Annotated in this window: 8 protein-coding genes; all 8 read right to left on the reverse strand. The window is 70.4% G+C overall.

Annotation, left to right across the window (positions count from 1 at the left end; translation table 11 throughout):
• Window positions 1–15: 15 nt before the first annotated feature.
• Entirely contained in the window at window positions 16–1,227 is a 1,212-nt protein-coding gene (locus tag OG978_RS14095) for a glycosyltransferase family 2 protein (protein ID WP_326770030.1), read from the reverse strand.
• A 158-nt stretch (window positions 1,228–1,385) separates the two neighbouring features.
• A complete protein-coding gene (locus tag OG978_RS14100) occupies window positions 1,386–3,419 on the reverse strand; it encodes a hypothetical protein (RefSeq protein WP_326765560.1) in 2,034 nt (677 codons plus the stop codon).
• Between the two features lie 146 nt (window positions 3,420–3,565).
• Entirely contained in the window at window positions 3,566–5,023 is a 1,458-nt protein-coding gene (locus tag OG978_RS14105) for an SDR family NAD(P)-dependent oxidoreductase (protein WP_442817834.1), read from the reverse strand.
• 330 nt (window positions 5,024–5,353) lie between these two features.
• Window positions 5,354–6,790, reverse strand: coding sequence for a GTPase ObgE (gene obgE / locus OG978_RS14110; protein ID WP_326765562.1), 1,437 nt, complete (start codon window positions 6,788–6,790; stop codon window positions 5,354–5,356).
• Between the two features lie 178 nt (window positions 6,791–6,968).
• Window positions 6,969–7,226 (reverse strand): 50S ribosomal protein L27, encoded by a 258-nt coding sequence (rpmA, locus tag OG978_RS14115; RefSeq protein ID WP_018103204.1) that lies wholly within the window; start codon window positions 7,224–7,226, stop codon window positions 6,969–6,971.
• Between the two features lie 14 nt (window positions 7,227–7,240).
• A complete protein-coding gene (gene rplU, locus OG978_RS14120; protein ID WP_072483615.1) occupies window positions 7,241–7,561 on the reverse strand; it encodes a 50S ribosomal protein L21 in 321 nt (106 codons plus the stop codon).
• 382 nt (window positions 7,562–7,943) lie between these two features.
• Window positions 7,944–12,119 (reverse strand): Rne/Rng family ribonuclease, encoded by a 4,176-nt coding sequence (locus OG978_RS14125; protein WP_326765563.1) that lies wholly within the window; start codon window positions 12,117–12,119, stop codon window positions 7,944–7,946.
• 231 nt (window positions 12,120–12,350) lie between these two features.
• Window positions 12,351–13,133, reverse strand: coding sequence for a TIGR03936 family radical SAM-associated protein (locus tag OG978_RS14130; RefSeq protein WP_326765564.1), 783 nt, complete (start codon window positions 13,131–13,133; stop codon window positions 12,351–12,353).
• Between the last annotated feature and the right edge of the window lie 78 nt (window positions 13,134–13,211).

Consider the following 13,211-nt stretch of genomic DNA (forward strand, 5'->3'; position numbering starts at 1 on the left):
GTGGACGAGCGGCCGTCACGCCGCGTTCAACCGTTCCTTCCATCGCCGCATGTCGCGGCGCATCCTGCGGACCACCCGCCGGGACAGCGAGGCCCGGCGGGCGGCGACCTTCGGCTGGTCGATGCGCTTGCCGTCGTGCCAGTCCGGCACGGTGACCTCATAGTTGGAATCGGCCAGACCGGCCGACCTGTCGCGGAAGTGCGGGTACGCGAGGTAGAGCTTGTCACCATTGCGCGAACTGACCACGTCCGGGACCGTCTTCGCCCGGACGTACCGCACCACCTCGATGAGCAGGTCCATCCTGCCCTGTGCCACACAGGCGAGACGCAGCCGCTCCGACACCTTGATCAGCCGGGCCACGCCGTCGTCCCAGTACGCGTCCATCAGCGGAGCCGCGAGTTCCATCTTGTGCCGCCGGACTTCCTCGGAATCCTTCAGCACAACGGGGCCGAACTGCTGGAGCATCCCTACCGTGAAGGGCCGGACCATCAGGAAATCCCGTTTCGGGCCCGCGGGTTCGATCCGGTGAATGAGCGCCATCATTGCGCGCATCGAGTCGAATCGCCACACGTAGGTTCCGCTCTTGGTGACGTGCTTCCCGTCGTCACGACCCACGAGGTAATAGCAGACGTAATTGGAGATCACCGAGACCCCGGCACCGCGGAGATACGCCTCCATCGTGAAGAGGGCGTCCTCACCGGTTCTGAGATTCTCGTCGAATCTCAGGGCGAGACGCTCCAGGAGTTCACGCCGGAAGAGCTTCTGTGCGCTCAGGGTGTAAATGACCTTGGAGTTGTAGACGTCGACGCGCTCCTTGGTGGCCCGCCACATCGACTGTGGCGCCCCCCTGTTCACGCCGACCACCTTGCCGAGCACCACGTCGGTGCCGGCCCGGTCGGCCATGGCCACCATCCGCTCCAGGGCCTCGTCGCCGAAGTAGTCGTCCGCGTCCAGGAAGAACACATAGCGGCCGCGGGCCAGACCGAGGCCCACATTGCGCGGCCCGCTGGGGCCGCCTGAGTTCTTCTGTCTGATCACTCTGGTCGGAACCTGCGACCTGGCCGCGAATTCCTCCAGATACTCGCCCGTGCCGTCGGTGGAACCGTCGTCGACCGCGACGATCTCGATCCGATCGGCACCGATGGTCTGCGCCTCCACCGATTCGAGGCAGCGAATGAGATAGGGCATCGCCTCATATGCACCGACAACCACGGTCACGTCAGGAATTTGCGTCTCGTTCACACAAACAGAAGACAGCCGACCCGGCCCATTGGTTGTCTTGCGCCACACCGCCAAATGGTGACACTCATCACAAAGGCCCGGCACAACCCTTTGGAGGGGTATGCCGGGCCTTACCTGATCGTGTAATGCAAATGGTTGACTTCTCAGCCGCCCACGGGCTCACCCAGGCTCTTCGCCACTCCGGCGTTCCGTGCGTCGGACTTGGCCGCGAGCGCCGTCACGGCCGTGTCGAACTGCACGATCGAGGTGGGCTCGTCCGGGCCGAGGAGGTACTGCTTCAGCTCACGCCGGGCATCCGCCTGGGCGTCCGCGGCCGGATCCGTCACCGCGGCGAGCAGGGCATCCAGCTCGGCCGCCGAGTTGGACAGGATCACCGCGGCGCGTACCGCGGTGTTCTGTCGGCGGAACTCGTCCTCGCCCAGTTCGGCCGAGTCCGTGACCGCGTACGGCTTGCCGCTCGCGATGAAGTCGGACACCACGCTGGAGATGTCCGAGACCATGGCGTCCGACTCGTTGAAGCAGTCGTACAGCCGCATCCGGGCTCCGGTGATGACCCGGTGCTCCCACCAGCCCTGCGCACGCCAGGACGCCGCGTTCCACTCGTCCTTGAGCTTCGCCGTCTCGGCCTCGCGCGCCGGGTCGGCCAGCGAGTCGCGGGACAGCTCCGCCTCGTCCCGGGCTGCGCGGCCACCGCCGCCGGCCAGCTCGGCCAGCCGTGCCTCGATACGGGCCAGCTCGGCCCGCGCCTCGGCCTGCTCACCCTGCAGCGCGGCCGACTGCTCCGCCCAGCGGGGGTCGGTGGCGCGCTGGACCGCGGCCTGCTCGATCATCGCGGTGATGCGCAGGTGCACCGCCTTGGCCTTCGCGCTGCGGGTGCCGGTGAAGGGGTGCGGCTTGTACAGCAGCCGGACCGGCTGCTCGGCCTCCAGCAGCCGCCTGACGATGTTCTCGCCGGCCAGCAGCAGGGAGGTGTTGCCCGGGTTGTCGTCCCAGCCCTCCCAGGTGGGGGCGTACAGCACGGTCGGGATCGGGTTCCCCGGCGTACCGGACCACGACTGGATGGCGGCCAGCTGCGGGCGGCCCACCTCCACGATGTCGTCGTCCCGCACACCGACATCGGCCAGCGCGTAACGGTCGCGGCCGGCCCGGCCCGCGGTCCACACCTCGTCGTAGACCTTGCTGTACGGGTTGACGCTGGCGATCTTGTCGCTGTCGCCGTGACCGATGAAGACGTGCTTCATCGTCGGCACCCGGAGCAGGTGGATGTTCTTGCCGACGTTGGCCGCGTAGAGCGCGACCCGCACCGACGAGAGGTCCAGGTTCATCAGGTGCACGCCGCCGGGCACACAGAGCACCGGCACCGAGGTCGTGGCGAGCTGCGGCACGATGTTGCGCTCACGCAGCAGGATCATCGGCCGCCCGCCGAGCTGGGCCATCGTCTCCAGCCACATGTTGGCCTGGTAGGCGGAGTCCTTGGAGCCGGAGAAGTACAGCATCACGGTCGGCCGGTACTCGGCGAGCCAGTCGCCCACCGCGTTGAGGACCTTGGTCTCCGGCGGTACGAGCCGGCTCGGCCGGACGTACGGCAGCAGCGCCACCAGGTAGCAGACCGCGAGAACGAGCGTCAGGCCGAGGCCGATGTACGCGATGATGTCCTTGCCGGTCTCGACGGCGACCAGCACGCCCACCATCGAGAAGATGTCCAGGTGCAGCATCTTCTCCGCGGGGCGGCTCATCAGGCGTTGCGGCGGGGCATCCGCTATCCGCACCGACGCCAGGTCGATGTTGCGGGTGACCACCGGAAGCTTGCGGCGGAGCCGGATCAGGGTGACCATGGCGCTCTGCGGCGCCTGGAGTCCGTAGAACGCCAGGAGGCAGGCGACCGTCACGTAGAAAAGCGTCTCCTCGCCGTATCCCATGCGGGAGAGCAGCAGGATGAGCAGCAGTTGCCGGACCAGGAAGCGGATCGAAAGCCCCGCCCGGACGGCGGCGAGCCGGTTGATCAGATAGCTGCCGCAGTGGTGCAGATACCGGTCCGCGAGATAGGTGGCCGCGGTGGCCGCGGCGAAGAACCAGAGATTGGGGATTATTGCCGCGAGCATTATGCACGGGAACCCCAGAGCCACCAGGAGCGCGGCGGCCAGCTCCGAACCGCTGCCCACCCGAGCCAAGCGCATGGCTTTCGAAATCACGAAGTACCGCTCCCGAGGGTGCCGACTTTTACCTTACGTGGGGAATGTGAAGACAGAGCTTCACGAATTCGGACCCCTGCGGTTCGCACTTGGCGACTGCAGGGGTCCGAATAGTCGATTGTCAAGCAGTATTACACATCGGCCTGACGGTCCAGGACAGCGGCAAGCGCCTGCTCGAAACCGGATGCCTCGGAGGCACCGCGGGTCGGATCCTGCTGGCGTACGTCGATGACATGGCCGGTCATCTCGGAGAGCAGGACGTCGAGCGAGGTCCTGGCGACCGCCTCGGAGGAGAGCAGCGTGCCCGCGGGCTCGTCGCCGAACGCCTTGGTGCGCATCGGGGTGGCGGTGCGCTCGGGGTTCACGCAGTTCACCCGCACGCCGTCGGCCGCCCACTCGTCCGAGAGCGCCTGGGTGAGGTTCACCATGGCGGCCTTGGTCGACGAGTAGAGGCTGTACTCCGCGCGGCCCCGGGTGTAGCTGCTGGAGGTGTAGAGCAGCAGCTGGCCCTTGGCCTCGGCGAGGTACTTGTACGAGGCGCGGGCGATCTGCACGGGTGCCAGGTAGTTGACGTTCAGCGCTTCCTGGATGACCGCGCTGTCCGTCTCGGCGAGCTTGCCGATGCGGAGCACGCCCGCGGTGTTGATCACGTAGTCGACGCGGCCGGTGTCGGCGTACGCCTTGGAGAGCGCCTCGTCGATGTGCTCGGGGTTCTCCACGTGCGTACCGGTGGTGGAGCGGCCCAGGGCGTAGACGGTGGCGCCGTAGGACTCGGCGAGCGTCGCGATGTCCGCGCCGATGCCGTACGAGCCGCCGAAGACGACGAGGGTCTTGCCGGTGAGCAGCTCACGGTAGGCCGCGTCGTCGGTCGGCTGCGGGACGGCCGTGGAGGCCAGCTGGAAGAGCTTGTCCGCGATGAAGACGTCGACCGGCTGGGTGACCTTCATGTTGTACTCGTCGCCCGCCACGACGTAGATCGGTACGTCGGGGAGGTACTTCAGCACGACCGAGCAGTCGTCGGTGGCCTGGAAGTTCGGGTCGCCGGCTGCGACCTCGTACGCCCGGCGGATCGTGGAGAGCTTGAAGGCCTGCGGCGTCTGGCCGCGGCGCAGCCGGGAGCGGTCGGGCACATCGGTGATGAACTCGCCGTCGCCGCCGTGGGTGCGGGTCACGATGATCGTGTCCGCGGACGGGATGGCGACGTCGACCGCCTGGTAGCGGTCCAGTGCGTCGACGCAGCCCTTGATGACGCGCTGCGAGAGCAGCGGGCGCACGGCATCGTGGAAGAGGACGTTGCGGTCCTCTCCCTCGGCCAGGCCCTCGCCGAGGGCCGCGATGGCGCGCTCGGTGGTCTCATTGCGCGTGGAGCCGCCCTCGATCACCTTGGAGACCTTGGTGAGCCCGGCCTTGGCGACGATCTTCTCGACGTCGGGCACGTAGCCCGGAGCCATCAGCACGATGACGTCGTCGATGGAGTCGGCCTGCTGGAAGATCGACAGTGTGTGCTCGATGACAGCCTTGCCTGCGATCTTCAGCAGCTGCTTGGGAATGGACAGACCCACGCGCTGGCCGGTACCGCCGGCGAGCACGACTGCTGTGGTTCGGGCTTTGACTATGTGCTGAGCAGACACAGACGACCTACCTTGCGAGGGCTGGGAGATACAGCGATGGTTGCACTCTCCGTTACCGTCTCGCAAGGTGGACGTCGGCCACCGCATGCCGTATCGAAACCTTCTGTTGCCTTGCGATCAGGGCGAATACCGGAGTTAACGCTTCCTGGCCAGGTGATCGACGCCACACGAGTGAGCGGCATGATTCACCCTTGAGCGGGTTCGGTTCCCCCGGACGTATGACGCGGAGAGCGTGCACGGCCGCCGAACGGGCTTACGGAACAGGCCCGTCGGCGGCCGCGGCTCGGTCTAGAACGGGTTGAACTCGTCGAACTCGCGCTGCGCCTCGTCGAGTTCCGACTCACGCTCGCGCCTGCGCTGCGCCGCCGGACGCGGTGCTTCGAGCCGGTGGTCCTCGCCACGACGGCCGAGCATCTCCGCGCCCGCCGCCAGGGTCGGCTCCCAGTCGAAGACGACCGCGTTGTCCTCGGCACCGATGGCGACGCCGTCGCCCGCCCGGGCACCGGCCTTCACCAGTGCGTCCTCGACGCCGAGACGGTTGAGCCGGTCCGCCAGGTAACCGACGGCCTCGTCGTTGTTGAAGTCGGTCTGGCGCACCCAGCGCTCCGGCTTCTCGCCGCGCACCCGGTAGATGCCGTCCTCCTCCAGCGTGACGGTGAAGCCCGCGTCGTCGACGGCCTTCGGACGGATGACGATCCGGGTCGCCACCTCCACCGGCTTGGCCGCACGCGCCTCGGCGATGATGCCCGCGAGCGCGAAGGAGAGCTCCTTCAGACCGGTGTGGGCGACGGCGGACACCTCGAAGACGCGGTAGCCGCGCTCCTCCAGGTCCGGGCGGATCATGTCGGCGAGGTCCTGGCCGTCCGGGATGTCGATCTTGTTGAGGACGACGATGCGAGGTCGGTCCTCCAGACCGCCGTACTGCTTCAGCTCCTCCTCGATCGTGTCGAGGTCGGAGACCGGGTCACGGTCGGACTCCAGCGTCGCGGTGTCCAGCACGTGCACGAGCACCGAGCAGCGCTCCACGTGCCGCAGGAACTCCAGGCCGAGGCCGCGGCCCTGGCTGGCGCCCGGGATCAGGCCCGGGACATCGGCGACGGTGTAGACGGTGCTGCCCGCGGTGACCACGCCGAGGTTCGGGACGAGGGTCGTGAAGGGGTAGTCGGCAATCTTCGGCTTGGCCGCCGACAGGACGGAGATCAGCGAGGACTTGCCGGCGCTCGGGTAGCCGACCAGTGCGACATCGGCGACGGTCTTGAGCTCCAGGACGATGTCCCGGGCCTCACCGGGCTCGCCGAGCAGCGCGAAGCCGGGGGCCTTGCGCCGGGCGGAGGCCAGCGCGGCGTTGCCGAGGCCACCGCGGCCGCCCTGTCCGGCGACGAACGTGGTGCCCTGGCCGACCAGGTCGGCGAGCACGTTGCCGTTCCCGTCGAGCACGACCGTGCCGTCGGGCACCGGCAGGACCAGGTCCTGGCCGTCCTTGCCGGAACGGTTGTCGCCCGCGCCGGGCTGGCCGTTGGTGGCCTTGCGGTGGGGGTGGTGGTGGTAGTCGAGGAGCGTGGTGATCGCCTGGTCGACGACCAGGGTCACATCGCCGCCGCGGCCGCCGTTGCCGCCGTCCGGACCGCCGAGCGGCTTGAACTTCTCACGGTGTACGGAGGCACAGCCGTGGCCCCCGTTACCCGCGGCGACATGCAGCTCGACGCGGTCCACGAAGGTGGTCATGGTTGAAACCTCCAGTTACATACATGCAGAAATGTCTCACTCGTGCTGTCTCGCCGGCACGTGCCGTACCGCTGGGAGAAAGCCGTCTCTCATGGGAGAAACACGCGAAAGGCGGACCCGCTTCCCGTACGGGAAGTGAGGTCCGCCTCCGCAGAAACCGCTCGACGAGCGCCGAAAATCAGCCGGCGATCGGAACGATGTTCACGACCTTGCGGCCACGGTGCGTGCCGAACTCGACCGCACCGGCGGCGAGTGCGAACAGCGTGTCGTCGCCGCCACGGCCGACGCCCGTGCCCGGGTGGAAGTGGGTGCCGCGCTGGCGGACCAGGATCTCACCGGCGTTGACGGCCTGACCGCCGAAGCGCTTCACGCCGAGCCGCTGAGCATTGGAATCGCGCCCGTTCCGGGTGGACGATGCGCCCTTCTTGTGTGCCATGTCTCCTCAGTCCCTTACTTCGCAGCCGCGGGGATACCGGTGACCTTGATCGCCGTGTACTGCTGGCGGTGACCCTGGCGACGGCGGTAGCCGGTCTTGTTCTTGTAGCGAAGGATGTCGATCTTCGCGCCCTTGTGGTGGTCCACGATCTCGGCCTGGACCTTGATCCCGGCCAGCACCCACGGGTCGCTGGTCACGGCGTCGCCGTCGACCACGAGCAGGGTCGAGAGCTCGACCGTGTCGCCAACCTGGGCAGTGGAAATCTTGTCAACCTCAACGATGTCACCGACAGCAACCTTGTGCTGGCGGCCACCGCTGCGCACGATGGCGTACACGCGGATCTCTCTCTCGCTCGGAACGAAGCCCCTGATGCCAGCCGCTCACACGGGCCGGGGCCCGCGGTGATCCGAATGGACGAGCGGCCTCTCACCGATGAAGGGAGGGGGTTGCTCAGGGACAGGCGCATGGAAACACGCCGAAGGGCAAGATTACGGGCCGCCGTCCGGAGGGTCAAACCGGGCCCTGTGTCCTTCCCCACCGCTCCCCCGTTCACTCCTGCCGGACCGCCGGCATTCCGCTGCCGGCACGGCCGAGGGGCCCGCGGCGGACCGGAACGGCCGGTGGGCCACACCCCTGTCGGAGTGTGGCCCACCGGCCGTCGTGCTGCGCCGTACGGCCGCGGAGGCGGCCTCCGAGGCCGTGAGGCCGTCCTGTCGCCTACGCCTCGGCGTCGGCCGAGACGGCGGGCTGCGGCGACTTCTCCGCGGCAGCGACCGTCTTCTTCGCTGCCGCCTTCTTGGCCGTCGTCTTCTTCGCGGCGGTCTTCTTGGCAGCCGTCTTCTTGGTGGCTGCCTTCTTGGCGGTGGCCTTCTTGGCGGTCTTGCGGGCCGCCTTCTTGGCCGGGGCCTCCGCCTCGGCGGTCTCGGCCGGCTCGGCGTCGGGCTTCGGCTCGACCGGGCCGGTCACCACGACGACCTCCGCCCCGTCCGCACCGGCGGGCGAGCCCGCAGGGGCGGTGACCTTGCGGGTCACCCGGCGACGCGCACGCGGCGGGGCGGCCTCGGGGGCCACCTCCTCGGGTGCGGCCTCGGGCTGCGCGGCCTCGGCGACGGGTTCCGGCTGCTCGACCGGCTCGGCGGCCTGCACCGGGACGACCGGCTCGGGAACGACCGGCTCGGCCTGGACCGGCGAGCCCGCCGGGGCGGTCGCCTTACGGGTCGCCCGACGGCGCGTACGGCCCTGGGGGGCCTCGGCCGCGGGGGCCTCCTCGACCACCGGGGCCGGGGCCTCGGCGGCCGGCTCCGGCTCCACGACCAGCTCGGGCTCCGCGACCTCGACCGGCTCCGGCTCGACGACGGCCGGGGCAGCGACGGCTGCGGCCTTCGGGGCGCCGGCCGGGGCCGATGCCTTACGGGTCGCACGACGACGGCCACGGCCGCGCGTGGCGGCCGCCTCGGCCTCGGCCGGGCTGCTGTACAGCTCCTCGTCCGGGACGAACTCCGGCTCGGGCAGCGCCACCGGGGCGGCCACCTCGGCAGCCACCTCGGCCTCGGTCTCGACCTCTGCCACGGCTTCGGCCTCGGCCACGTACTCGTGGTCGACGCCGCCCCGGCCGCGCTTCTTGGAACGCTTGCCGCCGCCACCGACCGAGGTCGGCTGCTCCATGTGCACGATCACGCCGCGCCCGTTGCAGTGGACGCAGATCTCGGAGAAGGACTCCAGCAGACCCTGGCCCACCCGCTTGCGGGTCATCTGGACCAGGCCCAGCGACGTGACCTCGGCGACCTGGTGCTTCGTACGGTCGCGTCCCAGGCACTCCAGCAGGCGCCGCAGCACCAGGTCCCGGTTGGACTCCAGCACCATGTCGATGAAGTCGACGACGACGATGCCACCGAGGTCGCGCAGCCGCAGCTGGCGCACGATCTCCTCGGCCGCCTCCAGGTTGTTCTTGGTGACGGTCTCCTCGAGGTTTCCGCCCTGACCGGTGAACTTGCCGGTGTTGACGTCGACGACGACCATCGCCTCGGTCTTGTCGATCACCAGCGAGCCGCCGCTCGGCAGATAGACCTTCCGGTCCAGCGCCTTCATCAGCTGCTCGTCGATCCGGTACGTCGCGAAGATGTCGACCTCGGAGGTCCACCGCGACAGGCGGTCCGTCAGGTCGGGAGCCACCTGCGAGACGTAGCCGTGGATGGTCTCCCACGCGTCGTCGCCGCTGACGATGACCTTCGAGAAGTCCTCGTTGAAGATGTCGCGGACGACCCGGACGGTCATGTCCGGCTCGCCGTAGAGCAGGGTCGGCGCATTGGAGCTGCCGGTGCTCTTCGACTTCTTCTGGATGTCCTCCCACTGCTGCTGGAGCCGCTCGACATCGCGGCGCAGCTCGTCCTCGCTCGCGCCCTCCGCGGCGGTGCGGACGATGACGCCCGCGTCCTCGGGGACGATCTTCTTGAGGATGGTCTTCAGCCGGGCCCGCTCGGTGTCGGGCAGCTTGCGGCTGATGCCGGTCATCGAGCCCTCGGGCACGTAGACCAGGTAGCGGCCGGGCAGCGAGACCTGGCTGGTCAGGCGGGCGCCCTTGTGGCCGATCGGGTCCTTGGTCACCTGGACGAGGACGGACTGGCCGGACTTGAGCGCGGTCTCGATACGACGCGGCCCGTGGGCCATGCCGAGCGCCTCGAAGTTCACCTCACCGGCGTAGAGCACGGCGTTGCGGCCCTTGCCGATGTCGACGAAGGCGGCCTCCATGGACGGCAGTACGTTCTGCACCTTGCCCAGGTAGACGTTGCCGACGTAGCTGGTGGCCTGCTCCTTGTTGACGTAGTGCTCGACGAGCACGTTGTCCTCAAGAACGCCGATCTGGGTGCGCTCGCCGTTCTGGCGGACGACCATGACCCGCTCCACGGCCTCGCGGCGGGCCAGGAACTCGGCCTCGGTGATGATCGGGACGCGACGGCGGCCCTGCTCACGGCCCTCGCGGCGGCGCTGCTTCTTGGCCTCCATACGGGTCGAGCCCTTGATGGACTGGACCTCGTCGAAGCCGGTGCCGGGCTCGCGCTCTTCCTTCTTGCGGGGCTCGCGGACCTTGACGACCGTGCGCTCCGGGTCGTCCGTGCCGTTGTCGGCGTCGGCGGAGACATCCCCGCTGCGACGACGACGGCGGCGCCGGCGACGGCTGCTGCTCGATCCGGCGGCGGACGACTCGTGCTCCTCGTCCTCCTCCTCGGACTCCTGGGCGCGCTCCTGGTCGTCCTCGGCGTGGTCGGCGGCGGCCTCGTCGCCGTGCTGCTCCGCGGCCTCGTCACCCTCGTTGATCTCGCCACGACGGCGGCGACGGCCTCCGCGACGGCGACGGCGCGAGGGCCGGTCCCCGTACTCGTCCGTCTCGTCGCCCTCGTGCTCGGCGTCGGCCTCGTGCTCCGGCTCGTGCTCCTCCTCGGCCGGCTCCTCCACCACGGGCACGGCGGGGGCAGCGGGGGCGGCGGCCTGCTCGGGCTCGGCGGCCTCACCGCGACGGCGGCGACGGCGGCGCGAACCGCCCTGCGGCGCGGCCTCGGCGGCCGGGGTCTCGACGGTGGCCGTCGGCTCCTCGACCGTCTCGGTCTCTTCCTCGACCTCTTCGTAGCGCGACGCCGCAGCGGCGGCGGCCGCGGTCTCCGGGGTCTGGAACATCGGCTCGGCGAAGACCGGCGCCTGGAACACGGCCACGGCGGGGCGCGTGGCGCGACGGCTCTTGCGTACGGGCTCCTCGGCCTTGGCGGTGAACTCCGGCCGGCCGGCGGCGGCGGTGGCCCGGCGGCGCTGACGGCCGCGCGGTGCGGCGTCCTCGGCCTCGGCGGGCTCGGCGGCGCGCTCCTCGGCGGCGGCCCCGGGGAGGCTGTCGCCGGTGTCCTCGGTGTCTTCGGCGGCCTTCGGCGCACCCGCCGGAGCGGTCGCCTTGCGCACCGCACGACGACGGCCGCGCGGGGCCTCGACGACCTCGGCGGGCTCTTCCTCAGCGGCCACGACGGGTTCGGCGGTCGCAGCAGGCGCCTCGATGGGCTGCGGCGCACCGGCCGGAGCCGATGCCCTGCGCCGGGTGCGACCGCGCGGCGCGGCGGGCTCGGGCTCGGCGATCTCGGCAGCCGGCTCGGGCTCGGCGACGGCCGGTGCCTCTTCGACGATCTCCACGGCTTCGGCGGCCTGCGGCGCACCCGCCGGGGCCGTCGCCTTGCGCACCGCACGACGACGCGGACGCGCGGGCGCCGCCTCCGCCGGAACCTCGGCCTCGGCCACGGGCTCGGGCTCGGCGACAGGTGCGGCGGCCTCAGGGACCTCGGCGGCCTGCGGCGCACCCGCCGGAGCGGTCGCCTTGCGCACCGCACGACGACGCGGACGCGCGGGCGCCGCCTCCGCCGGAACCTCGGCCTCGGCCACGGGCTCGGGCTCGGCGACAGGTGCGGCGGCCTCAGGGACCTCGGCGGCCTGCGGCGCACCCGCCGGAGCGGTCGCCTTGCGGACCGCACGACGACGCGGACGCGCGGGCGCCGCCTCCGCCGGAACCTCGGCCTCGGCCACGGGCTCGGGCTCGGCGACAGGTGCGGCGGCCTCGGGGACCTCGGCGGCCTGCGGCGCACCCGCCGGAGCGGTCGCCTTGCGGACCGCGCGACGGCGCGTACGGGCGGGCGGCGCGGCTTCTTCCGACGCGGCGCTCTCGGCGTCGGCGGGCTGGCTGTCGGACACTGCGGCGTCAACGGCCGGTATGGCCGGCGCGGCTGCGCCCGGTGTCTCCGCCACCGGCGGACCGGCCGGGCGGGACGCTGCGCGGCGCCTGCGGCGCGGCGGCAGCTTGTCGCCGGGTGCGTTGTTCTCTTCGGCGTTCCCGGTCGTGCCGGGTTCGTTGGACTGGGGCATGCGGGCGGTTCTCCCGTCAGGCTCCCGGGCGCCGCGTCTGTTTCCGGTCCGGCACGGTCCGCGTGATGTACGCGGCTCCGCCGTCCGGGGCGCGGGCGCCGCACGGGAACTCAATGTCTGGCTCGCCGGTTCCGTACGCGATGTGCGTACGGCCTGGCGAAAGTCTTATGGGTCATCGCGCGGCCCGAACCGGATGGCTCCCGAATCGAAGGCTGCGCTGCAACGACCGCCTTACGCGGAACCTGCACCTTCCGGCGCCGTCGCGACGGCGGTCCCGGCGGCCGTGGATGGAGCGGCCGGGGCTGCCTCGCGGTCGGGCGCGAGCGGGTCGGTCACCGTGCCGGACCCCTCGTCGAAGAGCCCCTGCGCCAGCCTGGTCACCGCTGCGGGGACCGGCGGCGCCAGGTCGGCCACAACGCGGAGACCGGACAGGACGTCGTCAGGTCGCACGGCAGGTGTCACGTGCCGAACAACCAGCCGCAGTATCGCACAGGGCCTGTCCTCGGGCCTATCAGCCTGTGGATCAAGGGCCTGCAGGTCGACCACGGCGGCACGGGCGTCGAAGGTGCGCATGCCGTTCTTCGCGCGGCGCTGGACCTCGACGGTCTCCGCCTCGTTGAAGGCGGCCACGGCCTCGGCCGCGTCCGCCACGGCGACACCGTCGAGACGCAGTTCCCAGACGGAGGCGGTCAGCCGGTCGGCGAGACCCGAGGTGCGGGCCTCCACGGCATCGGTGATGTCGAGACCGTCCGGCAGCGAGGCGTTGAGCAGATCCCGCAGTACGGCCGGATCGCGGGCCTCGGTGAGGGCGATCTCCAGGAATTCGGCTTCGCTGCCCGTGCCGGTCGGGGCGGCGTTGGCGTACGACACCTTCGGGTGCGGGGTGAAGCCGGCCGAGTAGGCCATGGGCACCTCGGAGCGGCGCAGTGCCCGCTCGAAGGCGCGCTGGAAGTCGCGGTGACTGGTGAACCGGAGGCGGCCGCGCTTCGTGTAGCGCAGTCGGATGCGCTGCACTGCCGGTGCGGGCGGCGGGCCTTCGGGCTGTCGCTTGCCCAGTGGTTCTTCTCCTCGGTGCGGGGCGGACGCGGTGGC

Origin of the sequence: Streptomyces sp. NBC_01591, assembly GCF_035918155.1 — a bacterium.
Classification (GTDB): Bacteria; Actinomycetota; Actinomycetes; order Streptomycetales; family Streptomycetaceae; genus Streptomyces.